Annotated in this window: 13 protein-coding genes; 3 read left to right on the forward strand and 10 right to left on the reverse strand. The window is 71.6% G+C overall.

The genetic code is table 11. From position 1 onward, the window contains the following. Positions 1–12: 12 nt before the first annotated feature. From ABZU32_RS04405 to ABZU32_RS04425, 5 genes are all read right to left on the reverse strand, one after another. Positions 13–927 (reverse strand): YceI family protein, encoded by a 915-nt coding sequence (locus ABZU32_RS04405; RefSeq protein ID WP_354916966.1) that lies wholly within the window; start codon positions 925–927, stop codon positions 13–15. After that, entirely contained in the window at positions 924–3506 is a 2583-nt protein-coding gene (locus tag ABZU32_RS04410) for an MFS transporter (protein WP_354916969.1), read from the reverse strand. Before ABZU32_RS04410 ends, ABZU32_RS04405 begins: the two co-directional genes overlap by 4 nt. After that, positions 3503–4030 carry a MarR family transcriptional regulator gene (locus tag ABZU32_RS04415; RefSeq protein WP_354916973.1) on the reverse strand — a complete coding sequence of 176 codons (528 nt, stop codon included), beginning with the start codon at positions 4028–4030 and terminating at the stop codon, positions 3503–3505. The genes ABZU32_RS04410 and ABZU32_RS04415 overlap by 4 nt, the downstream gene beginning before the upstream one ends. 242 nt (positions 4031–4272) lie before the next feature. Next, positions 4273–5775: an alkaline phosphatase PhoX gene (locus tag ABZU32_RS04420; RefSeq protein WP_354916976.1), complete on the reverse strand. Its 1503-nt coding sequence runs from the start codon at positions 5773–5775 to the stop codon at positions 4273–4275. A 410-nt stretch (positions 5776–6185) separates the two neighbouring features. Then, positions 6186–6884, reverse strand: a complete 699-nt coding sequence (locus ABZU32_RS04425; RefSeq protein WP_354916979.1) for a class I SAM-dependent methyltransferase — start codon at positions 6882–6884, stop codon at positions 6186–6188. 159 nt (positions 6885–7043) lie between these two features. On the opposite strand from ABZU32_RS04425, the gene ABZU32_RS04430 reads away from it, so the two are divergent. Beyond that, on the forward strand, positions 7044–7994 hold the full coding sequence (locus ABZU32_RS04430) for a hypothetical protein (RefSeq protein ID WP_354916982.1): 951 nt from the start codon (positions 7044–7046) through the stop codon (positions 7992–7994). A 272-nt stretch (positions 7995–8266) separates the two neighbouring features. Here ABZU32_RS04430 and ABZU32_RS04435 read toward each other — a convergent pair whose 3' ends face one another. From ABZU32_RS04435 to ABZU32_RS04450, 4 genes are all read right to left on the reverse strand, one after another. Further along, positions 8267–8872, reverse strand: coding sequence for a GNAT family N-acetyltransferase (locus tag ABZU32_RS04435; RefSeq protein ID WP_354916985.1), 606 nt, complete (start codon positions 8870–8872; stop codon positions 8267–8269). Positions 8873–9040: 168 nt separating this feature from the next. Continuing rightward, a complete protein-coding gene (locus tag ABZU32_RS04440; RefSeq protein ID WP_354916987.1) occupies positions 9041–9946 on the reverse strand; it encodes a hypothetical protein in 906 nt (301 codons plus the stop codon). 201 nt (positions 9947–10147) lie between these two features. Then, complete coding sequence (gene cpt, locus ABZU32_RS04445) at positions 10148–10699, reverse strand: chloramphenicol phosphotransferase CPT (protein ID WP_354916990.1); 552 nt, start codon at positions 10697–10699, stop codon at positions 10148–10150. A gap of 85 nt (positions 10700–10784) precedes the next feature. Further along, positions 10785–11651, reverse strand: coding sequence for a calcium-binding protein (locus ABZU32_RS04450; RefSeq protein WP_354916993.1), 867 nt, complete (start codon positions 11649–11651; stop codon positions 10785–10787). A 342-nt stretch (positions 11652–11993) separates the two neighbouring features. Between ABZU32_RS04450 and ABZU32_RS04455 the strand changes: the two genes are divergently transcribed. Further along, positions 11994–13313, forward strand: coding sequence for an alpha/beta hydrolase (locus tag ABZU32_RS04455; protein WP_354916996.1), 1320 nt, complete (start codon positions 11994–11996; stop codon positions 13311–13313). A 23-nt stretch (positions 13314–13336) separates the two neighbouring features. On the opposite strand, the gene ABZU32_RS04460 is transcribed toward ABZU32_RS04455, so the two are convergent. Further along, positions 13337–13798: a MarR family winged helix-turn-helix transcriptional regulator gene (locus ABZU32_RS04460; protein ID WP_354916999.1), complete on the reverse strand. Its 462-nt coding sequence runs from the start codon at positions 13796–13798 to the stop codon at positions 13337–13339. A gap of 87 nt (positions 13799–13885) precedes the next feature. Here ABZU32_RS04460 and ABZU32_RS04465 point away from each other — a divergent pair, with 87 nt between their 5' ends. Continuing rightward, the gene (locus tag ABZU32_RS04465; protein ID WP_354917002.1) at positions 13886–14260 is read left to right on the forward strand and encodes a VOC family protein; all 375 of its coding nucleotides are present in this window, start codon (positions 13886–13888) and stop codon (positions 14258–14260) included. Positions 14261–14488: the final 228 nt, after the last annotated feature.

Consider the following 14488-nt stretch of genomic DNA (forward strand, 5'->3'; position numbering starts at 1 on the left):
GCCTGCCTCCCCTCACGCGCCGCGCACCGCGTCCGCGCCGGAGGTCCGGGCGCCCGCGCCGTTCGGAGACTCATTGTCCCGTACCGCCTGGACGTCGAGCTCCACTTTCAGTGTCGCTCCTATGAGCGCGATGCCGGCCTGCACCACCTGGTTGTAGTTCATCGCGAAGTCCTCCCGGCGCAGCTCGGTGACCGCGCGGAAAGCGGCGCGCAGCCCGCCCCACAGGTCCGGCCCGGCGCCGAGGTAGGAGAGCGCGAGGTCCACCGGACGGGTGACGCCCGCGAGGGTGAGCTCGCCGCGCATGGTCCAGCGGTCCGGGCCGGCCGGGGACAGCCCGGTGCTGCGGAAGGAGATCCGCGGGTGCGCGGCCACGTGCAGGAAGTCGGCCGAGCGCAGGTGCTCGTCGCGCGTCCGGTTGCCGGTGTCGATGGACGCGGCGTCGATCTCCGCGACGACCGAGGAGCTCTCGGCCGTCGCGCCGATCTGGATGCGTCCCGCGAACTCGGCGAACCTGCCCTGCACGCTGGACAGCCCGAGGTGCTGCGCGGTGGCGGCGACCTTGGAGTGGGCAGGGTCGATCGTCCACAGCCCGGGCGGCGGCAGCTCCACGCCGCCCTGGCGGGCGAGCTCGATGACCCCGAGGTCGGCCGATCCCGAGGCGGAGGCGATGGCCGTCACGGCGGCCGGCGCGTAGCCGACCGCGGTGACCACGACGGTGTGCACGCCGGAGGGCAGCGGCGCGGTCGCGACCGCGCCGTCCGCGTCCACCTCGGCCCGGACCACCTGGTGACCGGACATGTCGGTCACGGTGAGCACCGCGTGCCCTACCGCCCACCCGTCCTTGCCGCGCACCACGGCCCGCAGCCCGTGCGACGCGGTGGCGCCGGCGACGACGCCGGGCCCGGTGGCGTTCCACTCGCCGCTCATTCGGGGTGACCGAGCCAGACGTCGTGGGCGTCCTCGCCCTGCCCGTTGAGGGTGACCGTGCTCGCCACGGGAGGGTACCCGGTGGCGATGACCGTGTACTGGCCGCCGGTGAGGTCGGCGAAGGCGTACTCGCCGTCCTCGCCGGTGGTGGCGGAGCCGACCACGTTCCCCGCCGCGTCGAGCAAGGTCACGCGGGCGTCGGCGAGCGGCCGTCCGTCCTGCTGAACCCGGACGGTGCCCCTGACCCGGGCGCCGTGCAGCAGGACGACGTCCTGCCTGGTCTGGCCGGTGCCGACCGCGACCGGCACCGCCGCCGGGCGGTAGCCTTCGGCGCTGACCGCGAGGGTGTAGTCGCCCGCGACGATCCCGGCGAAGCCGAAGTCGCCGCCCTGACCGGTCAGGCCGGTGGTGACTACCTCGCCGCGCACGTCGGCCACGACGACCATGGCCGCGGGGACCGGGGCGCCGTCCAGGTCGCGGACCGTGCCCGCGAGCCGTCCGGACCCGACGAGCGTCAGGTCGAAGTCCAGCGGCCGTTCCCCGACGGCCAGCGTGGCCACCTGCGGGTCGTGCTCGCCCGCGGAGGCGATGAGGACGTAGCTGCCGGGGCCGGGGGTCCACATGCTGTACCCGCCGTCGGCCTGCGTGACGGCCCGGCCGAGCTGGTGGCCGCGCAGGTCGATCAGGGTGAGCGTCGCCTGGGCCACCGGGGTGCCGTCGCCGCCGCGGATCACGCCGCGGATGCCGCTGCCCTCCTGCGGCTCGGCGCCGATCTCCTCACCGGGGAAGGCCGCGGTGGCCTGCGCCGTCCGGGTGGCCGACAGCGCCGCGCCGGCCTGCGCCATCCCATTGGCGGACAACGCCGCGGTGACCGGCGTCATGGTGTTGGCCGACAGGGCCGCGGCGGGCTGCGTCGTCCCGTTGGCCGACAGCCCTGCGGTGACCGGCGTCTCGCCGTTGCGCTGGGCGTGGCGGCCGGGGCCGCCGACCGGGGCGGGCACGCCGTCGGCGGTCGCTGCCTGCAGCTCCTCGCCGCTGGCGCTGCGCAGCGGGATCTCCTTGATGAACAGGATGGCGATGAACGCCAGCAGCGCGAACGGCGCGGCGTACAGGAACAGGTCGCCGACGCCGTGCCCGTAGGCGTCCTCGACCACCGTGCGGACGGGCGCCGGCAGCTCCGACAGCCGGGGGACGGCGCCTTCGCTCAGCCCGCCGCCGCCGCGGATGCCCAGCCTGCCCAGGCCCTCGGCCATGTAGTCGATGACGCGGTGGGCGAGCACCGCCCCGAGGGCGCCGACGCCGATCGCGCCGCCGAGCGTACGGAAGAAGGCGACGACCGAGCTGGCCGCGCCGAGCTCCTGCGGACGGACCTGGTTCTGCACCGACAGCACGAGGTTCTGCATGGTCATGCCGAGGCCCACGCCGATGAGGAACATGTAGACGGCCAGCAGCCGATAGTCGGTGTCGTAGCGCAGCATGCCCATCAGCGCGACGCCCGCGGTGAGGAGCAGCGAGCCGGTGACCAGGAAGATCTTCCACCGGCCGGTGCGGGTGATGACCTGTCCGACGATGGTGGAGGCCAGCGCCAGGCCGAGGATCATCGGCAGGGTCATGACGCCCGCCATCGTCGGCGTCTCGCCGCGCGCGAGCTGGAAGTACTGGCTGAGGAAGGTCGTCGCGCCGAACATGGCGACGCCGACCAGCAGGCTGGCCACCACGGCGAGGCTGATGGCGGCGTTGCGGAACAGCCGCAGCGGGACGACCGGCTCGGCGGCCCTGGACTCCACCAGCAGGAAGAGCAGGGCGAGCACCACCGCGCCGCCCACCATGGCTCCGGTCTGCCACGACAGCCAGTCGTACTTGTGGCCGGCGAAGGAGACCCACACCAGCAGCAGCGAGACGGCGGCGGTGATCAGCAGCGCGCCGAGCCAGTCGACCTTGACGGCGCGCCTGCGCACCGGGATGTGCAGGGTCTTCTGCAGGACGACCAGGGCGATGAGGGCGAAGGGCACGCCGACGTAGAAGCACCAGCGCCAGCCGAGCCAGGAGGTGTCCACGATCACGCCGCCGATGAGCGGCCCGCCGATGGTGGCCAGGGCGAACACCGCGCCGAGATAGCCGGAGTAGCGGCCGCGCTCGCGGGGCGCGATGATCGCGGCCATGATGACCTGGACCAGGGCGGTGAGGCCGCCGGCGCCGAGTCCCTGGATGACCCGGGCGCCGATCAGCATGCTCGGGTTCTGCGAGACGCCCGCGATCGCCGAGCCGATGATGTAGATCAGCAGGGCGAGCTGGACCAAGGTCTTCTTGCTCACCAGGTCGGAGAGTTTGCCCCAGATGGGGGTGGAGACCGTGGTGGCGAGCAGCGTCGCGGTGATCACCCAGGTGTAGGTGTTCTCGTCCGCGTGCAGGTCGGCGATGATCGTGGGCAACGCGTTGGACACGACCGTGGACGACAGGATCGCCACGAACAGGCCGAGCAACAGGCCCGACAGCGCTTCCAGAATCTCCCTGTGGGACATGGGTGCGGCCGGATCGGGGGCGGCCTCCCGCGTCTCCGCCGGTACTGCGGTGGTCATCGAAGTCCCTTCACTGTCTGAGCTCGGGCCGTGTCCGGCACAGGGGCCGTGTCCGGCATGGGTTGTGGGGGGCGGTCGCGATGGAGCGGCCGGTCGCGGTGGGCGTCGAAGCCGGCGCGGAAGCGGCCGAGCAGTCCCGACAGCTCGGCGACGTCCTCGTCCGTCCAGCCGTCCAGGGCTCCCTCGATGGAGTGCCGCGCGTGGGCGAGCGCCTCGCGCACCACCCGCTCACCGTCCGGGGTCAGGCGGACGTACCATGAACGCCCGTCGCGGGGGTTGGGCGCGCGTTCCACCCAGCCCCGCTCCTCCACGTCCGCGACGTGCCTGCTGATCACCGACTGGTCGACCTCCGAGCAGTCGGCCAGCTCGCCCAGGCGCATCGCGCCGCAGCGGTACAGCACGACCAGGAGGCTGAGGCCCGCACGGGGGCCGGGGAACGGCAGGTCGCGCTTGACCGCCTTGATCACCGGCACCAGTTCGGCCAGCCGGACGAGCAGTTCTCCGCGGTCGCCGTCGGACGCCATGACCCTTCCTCCATCTAGTTGCCTTAGGCAAATATATATTATTGCCCAAGGCAACCTTTAGGGGGGTCTGTCCTATTCCCGGCCTCCCGGCGTGTACCCACCGGCGCGAGCGGCCCGTCCAGGACGCGAAACGGCGCCGCCCCCGCCCCGAAGGGAGGAGACGGCGCCGTGTCAGCGCGCCGGCCGGCCGGTCAGCCGGCGGTGGCGATGGTCCGGTAGTGGTCAGTGATGGTCAGTGATGGTCAATGATGGTCGTGACCGTGACCGTGGCCGTTGCCGTCGGACGGACGGCGCCACGGGCCGGTGATGGCGAACACGTAGCCCGGAGTCTGGATGTTCGCGAACAGAATCCTGCCGTCCTGGCTGAACGTCGGGCCGGTGAACTCGCTGTCGTTCAGCTCGTTGCGGGCCATCGGGTACGGCGTGCCCTGCTTGGTGACGCCGACCAGGTGAGAGACGCCTTCGCCGTCCTCGGCCAGGATGACGCCGCCGTACGGCGAGACCGTGATGTTGTCCGGTCCGTCGTAGTCGGTGTCGGCCTCGGGGTCGGGGTTCACGCCGAAGATGGTCTTCAGCGTGATCGTCTCGGACTCGGGGTCGTAGAACCAGACCTGGCCGTCGTGCTCGTTGACGCTGCCGTCGTCGTGGCGGGCGTAGCTGGCCACGAAGTAGGCGCCGCCGTCGGCGAACCAGGCGCCCTCGAGCTTGCGGCTGCGGGTGATCTGGTCGTCGGTGAACTGCTTGCGCACCGAAACGGTCTTGGCGTCGCGGTCGGGCACCGCCACCCACTTGACCTTGTACCGGGTGCCGGGCTGGGTGGCCTCGGACAGGTCCTTGATGTGCTTGCCGCCCTTGTAGGCGCTCAGCGCCTCCAGCGTGCCCGCGGTGTCGCCGCCGTTGGTCAGGGCCAGCGCCCGCAGCGCGCCCTTGCGGGCGTGGAAGCCGCGCGGCGGGGTCCAGCGATAGTAGAGCCCGTTCGGGCTGCTGGCGTCCTCGGTGAGGTAGATCTCGGAGTTGCGGGGGTTCACGGCGACGGCCTCGTGCGAGTACCGGCCGAGGAACTTCAGCGGGACCGGGTTCTTGTTGGCGTCGCGGTCGAAGGGGTCCACCTCGAACACGTAGCCGTGGTCCTTCTGGAACGCCCCGCCGGCGCGCTGCTCGGTCTCCTCGCAGGTGAGCCAGGTGCCCCACGGGGTGATGCCGCCGGCGCAGTTGTTGTGCGTACCGGCCACGCTGACGTACTCGCGGACGCGGTCGCCCTGCTTGTCCACCTCGATGTTAGTCGTGCCGCCGTGCGCGCCCGGGTCGTAGGTGAGGCCGTCCAGCGCAGGGACGCCGTAGGGCTCGCCGCCGCCGATCTCGTGGTTGTTCACCAGCACGAAGCCGTGCGGCGCGCGGAAGCAGCCGGTGCCGTCGGCGTCGCTCGGGGTCGGCTCGCCCGTCTCCAGCAGCGTCTTGCCGGCCTGCGCCACGATCTTGTAGGAGAAGCCGGGCGGGAGCGCCAGCAGGCCGGCCGGGTCGGCGACGACGGCGCCGTAGCCGGTCGCGCCCTTGGCCCCGGTCTGCGCGAAGGCGGCGGGGCCGGCGATCGACTCCAGGCTGCCGGCGATGGCGATGCCCAGACCGCCCACCGCGCCGGCGCGGAACAGGTCACGGCGGGAGAGGCCGCGGCTCGACACGTCGCCGTCGGACACGTCACCGCCGGTCGCGCCGGTCGCCTCGTGGCGTGACATCGAGGAGGTCATGAAAGCACCTTTTCCATTCGCATGGTGTGTAGACCTAATGGACCCAAGCCGCTACATATGAACGCTTCCTCCCCTGATGCGGACTTATTGGTTAAGGAACGACTAACGTCCCCTACGTCCCGATGACCATGACACCAGGGCAGAGCGGGACACGTCGCCGTCCAGCACCAGAGCGGACACGCCTTCGTCCGCGTCGGGACGGGACACGCCTTCGTCCGCACCAGGGCGGGACACACCTCGGTCCACACCAGGGCGGGACACGCTTCGTCCCGCGCTTCCAGCCAATCAGCTACCCGCCCGGGTCATCAACCCTCCGCCGCGCCGTGTTGCCGCTGCCCTCCGGCGCCGCGAATTCCCCTGCCTCGCCGAAAGCACCAGAGAGCCTCATCCGTGCGGCGACAGGTCATCAATCACGCTTTTATGCAGGTATACGCGCCATAGGCACCCGCCTGGAACCGGCTGTCCACGATACGCAGGCCGACCGCGGCGATCATGGGTTCGAGCAGCCAGCGGAAGGTGCTGAACTCCGTGCGCACGTGCTCGGCGTACTCCTCCGCGGTGTACCCCTCCGCCGGATCGGACACCGCGCCCGCGAACCAGCCGTCGAACACCCGCCCCGCCTCGGACGGCTGAAAGTCGTAGATCAGATCGTGCAGGCGCAGCACGCCGCCCGGCCGCAGCAGGCCCGCGATGCGCTCCAGCGCGATCGCCTTGAAGAAGTCGGGCAACTGGTGCAACGCGTTCCTGGTGTAGACGGCGTCGACCGGCGGCCCGGCGTGCTCGTAGGTCAGGAAACCCGCCCGGACGAGCTCGATGTTGGACAGCCCGGCGTTCTCCGCGCGCCCGCGCAGGGCGTCCTGCATCACGGGAGAGACGTCCACCGCCACCACCCGCCGGAACCGCCGCGCCGCGGCCAGCGTGAACTGCCCGGTGCCCGCGGCGAGATCCACCACGGTGGCGTCCTCGCCCACCCCGTGCTCGGCGAGGACGGCCAGGTCCGCGGAGGGGTCGGGATACCCCTGCTTGCGGTCGTAGCCGGTGATGAACCCGGGGTCGAGATGCTCATGGCCCGCGTAGGCCAGCTCGTCGATCATCCATGCTTCAGCCATGCGCCGATCCTCGCGAACGTCCTCGCCTGGACGCATCTCCTTTTACACAGAGCCAGATCGGGCCTGTCGCGCCGTAGAACGCGATCCGAGCGAACTCATCGGGACGGACGAGCGTCGAACAAGGGCACACAGACAAGACCACAGATGATGAGGCCCCTTATGAACCGATACCTGCCGCTCGGCGCCGTCCTCAGCGCCGCGCTCCTCACCCCCCTGGCCGTCGCCCCGGCCTCGGCGAGCACCACCCCGCTCTCCCTCGCCCGATCGGCGCCTGCCTCTACGACCGCGGCGGCGAAGCCGGCTCCGATCAAGGGCGTCGCCGTCTACGCGCGGTACAACCGCGGGTACGTCGTCACCCGCTACGAGCCCGGCAAGGGACCCACCCGGCTGGGGGTCACACCGGAGACCGGGCAGTTCTCCGCCTCCCCCGACGGCAGGAAGATCGCCTGGATCACCGGGCTGGGCAAGGTGCAGGTGAGCGCCGCCGGCAAGGTCACCACCCTCGCCAAGGGCGCCGGAGCCAACGCCCCCTGCCTGACCCCGGTCTGGTCGCCCGACTCCGCCAAGGTGGCCTTCCTGCCCAGCAGTGAGAGCGACGCCTCGCCGGTGGCCATCGCCGGCGCCGCCGGCGGCGGCACGCGCAAGGCGGGCACCACCATGGGGGTCTGCCACCTGGCCTGGTCCGCCGACGGCCGCTACCTGGCCGGGTACGCCGGCACCACCGACGGCGTCTACCGCCTCGACCTGCGCGCCCGCACGTCGGTCAGGGTCAAGGGCGTCAAGCTCGCCAACCACGTCCAGAGCCTGTCACCGCACGGCGAGCGCGTCGTCGTGGCGACCCTGTCTCCCAAGGACCCCGGCGGCGACGGCGGCTGGCCCGTGTGGTTCCGCCCGACGATCGTCGACACGACCACCGGCGCCAAGGTCCCGATCGCGGTCCGCGGCCGTCTCATCGGCGCCCTCTACCTGCCCGACGGCCGCCTGGTGGTCCGGGTCGCCGGCTCCGGCCACAACACCCTGGTCGTCCTGGACGCCTCCGGCAGGCAACTCCAGCGCCTCGCCGAACCCGCGCAGGCCCGGACCCAGGCCCTCCTCCAGATCGTCCGCTGACCTGGCCCGACCGGATCATGCCCGACCGGATCATGCCCGACCGTCCGCTGACCGGCCCTGACCTGCTCCTACCGACCGTCCGCTGACCTGACCCGACCGGCTCGTACCCGACCGGCCCGTACCCGACCGTCCGCCGCCCCTGAGCGACCGGGCGCGGGCGGCGGCCCGGGTGAAGGCCGGGACGGGCCGGTACGGGCGGTCGGTCACCCGCACGGCGCGTACATCATGACCAGCACGCCGACGCGAGTGGGGGGAGACGGACGCCGCTGTGGTCAGGCCGGGAGTGCCGTGGCCTGGGAGAGGTGGGAGGGGTTGACCAGGGCGTGCAGGTGCATGTCGTGCCAGCCGTCGGGGTGCAAGATGGAACTGCGTTCGGTGCCTTCCAGGGCGAAGCCGGCCTTGAGCGCGAGACGGCAGGAGGCGTCGTTGAGCGTCGAGTGGTAGAGGTACAGCCGGTGAAAGCCGATGCCGAAGGCCCAGGTGGTGAGCGCCCGCACCGCCGTCGTCGCCGCGCCGCGCCCCCGGGCCGCCGCCCGCGTCCAGTAGGCCACCTCCGCGTGTCCCCAGAAGAGGTCGAAGGTGCGGAACGCGACCCGGCCGAGCACCTCGCCCCGGGGCGTGACCACCGCCCAGTGCGCGCTGGACTCGGCGCGCCAGCCCTGCGCGTAGCCCTCGATCATCTCTTCGGCCTCGGCGAGCGACTCGACGCTGCGCGCATGCCAGTGCTGGATGTCCGGATCCCGGAAGGCATCGACGATCGCGGGCGCGTCCGCCGCCGTCCAGGGCCGCAGCACCAGATCGTTCTCCGACGACAGCACCGGTTGCGGGGCACGCTTCAGCGATCCCGGCACGACGACCGCGGGCACAAGGCTAGGCATCGCGCTGCACTCAACCCCAATCAAGGTCCACATCGGTTCCGGCGTCCGTCGACCTGGCCGGCCACCTCCGGGCCGTCAGGCGGCCCGGAGGCTTCAGACGTCCGGCAGGTCTTCAGGCGGCCCGCAGGTCTTCGGGCGGTCGGCGGGTCTTCGGGTCCGGCAGGACGATCAGAAGATCCAGTCCAGCAGGCCGCCGCCGCTCTCGCTCTGGGTCGGGCTCGGCGCCGGCGGCGGGGGCGCCTGCGTGGTCGGCGGGGGCTTCGGGGACGACTCGGGGTCGTCCTCGATCCGCGGGTCCTGCGTCTGCTGCGGGCGACCGCTGGACCTGGGCGACGGCCGCGGCGAGTGGACCCGGGTGCGCGTCGGCGTCGGCCGGGACGTGGGCGGGCGCGTCTGCCGTCCCTGGCCGGCCGTCGGCGTGGGCGTCCCGCTGGGGGGCTCCGCGGTCTCGCCGGTCCCGGCGGTGGGCTCGGTGGCCGGGTCGCCGATGCTGGGCCCGGCGCTGGGGGTGTCGGTCAGCGCGGGATCCGACTGCTCTACCGAAGGGCACTTGCCGGGGGCCGAGCAGGCCGCCTCCGGCTTGGAGCCGACCGAGGTGGACACGATCCAGCCGCCCGCCACCGCGAGCAGCACGATCGCGGCGATGGCGACGATGAACCCCTTGTTCTTGCCGCCCTTCTCCTCTGCGTCCGCCTCGCCGGTCCACCCCGAGCCGAGGAAGCCGCGCTCCCCTCCGCTCTCGGTGTCCCACTCCTCGCGACCCGGCCGCTCAGGGTCCTCGGACTCGGACCGCTCGTCGTCGAGCACCATCTCCTCGCCCTCGCGGCGGTAGAGATAGTCGAATTCTTCGAGACTCTCGAGCCGCTCGTCACCCTCGGCCCACTGATGGTCGGCCCGGTCAGGGTCGGACGCCTCGTCGTCTGGGGCGTGAGCGGGTTCGTGTCCGGGCGTCCAGCCGTCGGACAGCACGTCACCGCCCGGGCGCACCGGTTGGTCGTCCCGGTCGATGCCCGTGGGCTCCACCTGCTGGAGAGGATCCTCTTCGTGGGATCTCGGGTGGCCGTCGCGGTCCATGCCGAACCTCTCTGCTGTGAATCCTGGCCGCACAACACTTAGCAGCTCTGACTCCGCCTTGTCCGGAAACTCCACATTATTTCCCGGAGGCCGCAATCTTCCCATCGGTCACAGCCGTCACAGACCCCTGGTAGATGGCGAAGCCGCAACGATTGGACGGCGACTCGAGATCCGCCCGTGGTTCGCGGCCGGACTCGGTGTCTAGAGGGGTTCGCCGGATCGCCGCACGCGATCGGCGATGATCTCCGCGCACGCCAGGGAGCCGGTCCGCGTGGTGTCCACCTCCAGGTCATACACCATGCCCTCGTGGACGATCTCCGCCTGCGTCACCGCCATTCCCGGGACCCGGTCCCCCCTGGTCCTCTCGCGCTCGGCGGCGACCGCGCTGTCGCACCTGACCCCGACCCACAGGACCTCCAGTCCGCCGAGAGCCGCCTGCCAGCGCCGCTGGGTCGCCGCTCCGCCGAGGAAGACATCGTCGATGATGACCGGGGCTCCGGCGCGGACCATCGCGGCGATCCCCTCCATCCACGCGGTCTGCAGCGCCATGAACTCCGGCCCGACGTTCACTCCGCCGTCCTGGTCGAACTCGATTCCCGCGTCCGACGCCCGCATGGACGCGGGCATCGCCTCGATGAGCGAGTCGACCCCGAAAGCGAGCCATGGCCGCGGCAGGACGGCCTGCAGACGCCGGACGATCTCGGACTTGCCCGCGCTGGACCCGCCGTTGAGCACGATCACCTGAGTCGTCACGGCGTACAGGGTAGAGACCCGGCCCGCGGGCTGTGAAACCGTTTTCGGCCGGCGCCGCCCTGCCGCCACCGATTAGATCACGGCGCTAGGTCACGATCTCCGTGGTCTCGCAGCCACTGAAGGTGTCCACCGTCTCCAGCAGACCTCGCAGGTCGGAGGTACAACGGTCGGCGCCGGCGCCCCCGTCCAGGGTGCCGCCGCCCCTGCCGGTGAGCCGGTCGTCGCCGCCCAGGCCCTGGATCAGGTCGTGGCCGTTCGACGCGTCGATGACGTTCGGGCCCGCGTCGCCGATGAGCACGTCGTCGGCGTTGGTCCCCTCCAGGTTCTCCACGTCCGCGGCGATGGTGTCGCGGGCGCCCGCAGGCCCGTCCTCCGAACTGCCGTCGTCGCCGGTCGCACCGTCGAGATCGGCCCGGACGCCGAGCCTGTTCGACACCTCGGAGTAGGCGACGGTGTCGGAGCCGGCGCCGCCCCGCAGCAGGTCGCCGCCGAACCCGCCGACCAACGTGTCGTCGCCCGAGCCGCCGACGAGCCGGTCGTCACCGTCCCCGCCCATCAGGCGTGCGGCGAGGCCCGTGGAGTTGGTGATCACATCGTCGCCGTCCAGCCCGCGGACGACCATCGAGCCGACGTTCGCCGACGCGCAGCGCGCCTCGTGCGGGGTCACCAGCGTGCACCCGGCGCCCACGGTGAGCGTGGCGGTGGGATCGGCGACCGTGAGGAACCCGCCGGTCGCGCTGACGGTGATCTGGTCGTCCACGCCCACGGGGGCGTCGTACTTGAGGACCCCGGCGGACCGCACCACACCCGGTTGGCAGTCGCCGTAGCAGGGCCGCGCCGCCATCGCGGGCCGCACGGACAGAACGGCCGGCAGGGCGGCCAGCGCCGCCGCGCCGCCGAGCACCCGCATCACGCGGCGGGAGACGCGGTGGTTTCGATCACGCCCGGACATGCGCTTCTCCTGACGACGGGAACGACGAAAGGCGATCGTCGTCGCGGTGATTCGGCGTGGGGGTCATCCGTCACCACGGCCTTCCGGGTGACCTGATGGACGTTCCTTCATGTGCGCCCCTCTGATCGTCCTGAAACGGTGCCCGTTCAGCACCCACCCGGTAGGCGTTCCACCGCGTTCCACCGCACTGGTGTCGCCTGCCGCTCCCGAGATCGCCGTCGTGAGACGCGCAGGGCCGATCCGCGTGAAGGGCCGGCCATCGGTCTAAAGGACTGCTCGGAAACCGTGCCGACCGCACCTTCGGTCGATACCGGGGCCGTCCTGAACTCGCAAGATCGCTCCATGCCCTACGACGATTCCGCTCCGGCCCAGCGCACCGAGCGCCTGACCGAGCACGACGAGAGTCACCCCACCCCCACCGGCCCCGGTCCGAGCAGGAGAAGGCCGCGGGCCGTGGCCGCGCGAGGCGGCTTGGCCGCCGTGGCCGGACTGCTCGCGCTGGTGGCCGCCACCTCCTGGGCGCCCGCGTCCGCCTCTGCCTCCGTCCCTGTCTCCGCCTCTGTCTCCGCCTCCTCCGCCGGTCCTTCGGCCACGCCGAGCGGCGCCCCGTACCTGCCGGCGCCGACCGGTCCCCATCCGGTCGGCACGACATCCCTGTACCTGAAAGACGCCTCCCGCCCCGATCCGTGGGTCCCCGAGGCCGGGGCGAGGGAGCTCATGGTCTCCCTCTGGTACCCGGCGACGTCGCGGAGCGGCCCGCGCGCGCCGTACGTGACGCCCAAGGAGTCGGAGCTCATCCTGCAAGGCAAGGGGGTGACGGGCGTCCCCGCCGACGTGCTGAGCAGAACGCGGACCAACGCCCACACCGACGCGAGACCGGCGGGAGTTCGGCGCACTCTCCCCCTCGTCGTGCTGTCTCCCGGCTTCACCGACCCCCGGAGCTCGCTCACCGCCCTGGCCGAGGAGCTGGCGAGCAGGGGCTACGTGGTGGCCGGCATCGACCACACCTACGAGACCTTCGCCACCACCTTCCCCGGCGGGCGGCTGACCACCTGCGCCGCCTGCGAACTCGAGACCGACGACTTCGGGAAGAAGGCGGTGGAGAACCGGGCGGTCGACGTCTCCTTCGTGGTCGACGAGCTGACCGGACCACACTCCGCGTGGCAGGGCGCTTCGCTGATCGACCCGTCCCGGATCGCGATGGCGGGCAGCTCCCTCGGAGGCGCGAGCGCCGCCGAGACCATGCTGAACGACCCCCGGGTACGCGCCGGGATCAACATGGACGGCACGATGTTCGCCCCGATCTCCGGCAGCGGAGTGGCGCGGCCGTTCCTGTTCCTTGGCCAGACGCTGCACAGCCCGGGCGGCGAGGACTCCACGTGGGACCGTGACTGGGAGCATCTGACCGGATGGAAACGCTGGCTCGTCGTGGCCGGAGCCGTGCACGCGTCCTTCACCGACTATGACCTGCTGGCCCAGCAGATCGGCGTCGACCTCGGCGGCGACCTGCCCGCGACCCGCACCGTGGAGATCACCCGCCGGTACGTCCGCGCCTTCTTCGACCTGCACCTGCGCGGCATCCCGCAACCCCTGCTGAACGAGCCGTCCCCCCGTTATCCCGAGGTCGAGTTCTGCACCCCGCAGACCGCGACCTGCCGGTAACGGCCCGTCCCCTGCGGTGGCGGCTATGCGCCGACGTCGTCGGCCAGGCGCCGCAGATAGCTCGCGAACCGCCGCCGGTCGTCCTCTGGCCAGGAGGCCGTCAGCTCATCGAACGCCTGGCGCTGCCATCGCCTGGCGGTCGCCAGCAACTCCTCCCCGCTCTCGGTGAGCCGCAGGCAGGCGCGGCGCCGATCGCGTTCGGAGGTGGCGCGGGCGAGGTAGCCGGCTTCGACCGCGTCCCTCACCATGCGGCTGGCGCCCGAATGGTCGAGCCCGAGCTGGTGGGCCACGGTGCCCACGGTGACCACCGCGTCCTCCCCGGGGACGGCGCGGGACGCGTTCGTGACCACGGCCTCGACGACCAGGATGTGCTGCACGTGACGCGACTCGCCGGTCAGCTCCTCCGATGCGCGGCCGGCCCACCTGCGTGACCAGAAGCGCACCAGGCGGAACAGCGCGGGTCCTCCGTCGTGCCCCTCTCTCATGCCCTCACCCTACGGGCGGTTGCGTGCGATTCGCACATATGATTATGTGCGAATCGCACGCATCTCGATCCTCCTGAAGGGCTCTCCATGACCATCGTCATGAACCACCTGATCGTCCCCGCCACCGACCGGACCGTGGCCGCCACGTTCTTCGCCGGCCTCCTGGGCCTGCGGGTCGGCCCGCCCGCCGGGCCGCTCACACCCGTCAGCGTCAACGACGACCTCACCCTCGACTTCGACGACCGCCACCGGCCCCAGCCCGGCCACTACGCGTTCCTGGTCGACGACGACACCTTCGACGCGGTCATGGAACGGCTCGGCCGAGCCCCGTCGGTCGACTACGGCTCCGGCCCCGCACACGGCTGGGACCGCGACATCAACCACCTCGCCGGCGGCCGGGGCGTATACGTCCGCGACCCCGACGGCCACAGCTACGAACTCTTCACCGTCGTACCCGAGTGACCGCCACCGCATGGCCCACCTTCTACCGCCCCCCGGCACCCGAGGCCGCCTCCTCGGCCGTCACAGGGAACCAACAACGAGGCATGGCGGGGATAATTCCCCCATATTTGGACACCACGCAACCCGATAATCCAGCATGGATATCGGCCACAACGCACGGACAGCACGGGACCGCTTGAGCCACTAAACTGAATATCGTCCCCCTTATCGAGAGCCGACCCGGCGGTC

The sequence above is a fragment of the Sphaerisporangium sp. NPDC005288 genome (assembly GCF_040607475.1).
Classification (GTDB): Bacteria; Actinomycetota; Actinomycetes; order Streptosporangiales; family Streptosporangiaceae; genus Sphaerisporangium; species Sphaerisporangium rhizosphaerae.

Bases quoted from the DNA above. Each gene is read 5' to 3' on its own strand.
- ABZU32_RS04405 (WP_354916966.1), bottom strand. From the start codon at position 927: ATGAGCGGCGAGTGGAACGCCACCGGGCCCGGCGTCGTCGCCGGCGCC.
- ABZU32_RS04410 (WP_354916969.1), bottom strand. From the start codon at position 3,506: ATGACCACCGCAGTACCGGCGGAGACGCGGGAGGCCGCCCCCGATCCG.
- ABZU32_RS04415 (WP_354916973.1), bottom strand. From the start codon at position 4,030: ATGGCGTCCGACGGCGACCGCGGAGAACTGCTCGTCCGGCTGGCCGAA.
- ABZU32_RS04420 (WP_354916976.1), bottom strand. From the start codon at position 5,775: ATGACCTCCTCGATGTCACGCCACGAGGCGACCGGCGCGACCGGCGGT.
- ABZU32_RS04425 (WP_354916979.1), bottom strand. From the start codon at position 6,884: ATGGCTGAAGCATGGATGATCGACGAGCTGGCCTACGCGGGCCATGAG.
- ABZU32_RS04430 (WP_354916982.1), top strand. From the start codon at position 7,044: ATGAACCGATACCTGCCGCTCGGCGCCGTCCTCAGCGCCGCGCTCCTC.
- ABZU32_RS04435 (WP_354916985.1), bottom strand. From the start codon at position 8,872: ATGCCTAGCCTTGTGCCCGCGGTCGTCGTGCCGGGATCGCTGAAGCGT.
- ABZU32_RS04440 (WP_354916987.1), bottom strand. From the start codon at position 9,946: ATGGACCGCGACGGCCACCCGAGATCCCACGAAGAGGATCCTCTCCAG.
- ABZU32_RS04450 (WP_354916993.1), bottom strand. From the start codon at position 11,651: ATGTCCGGGCGTGATCGAAACCACCGCGTCTCCCGCCGCGTGATGCGG.
- ABZU32_RS04455 (WP_354916996.1), top strand. From the start codon at position 11,994: ATGCCCTACGACGATTCCGCTCCGGCCCAGCGCACCGAGCGCCTGACC.
- ABZU32_RS04460 (WP_354916999.1), bottom strand. From the start codon at position 13,798: ATGAGAGAGGGGCACGACGGAGGACCCGCGCTGTTCCGCCTGGTGCGC.
- ABZU32_RS04465 (WP_354917002.1), top strand. From the start codon at position 13,886: ATGACCATCGTCATGAACCACCTGATCGTCCCCGCCACCGACCGGACC.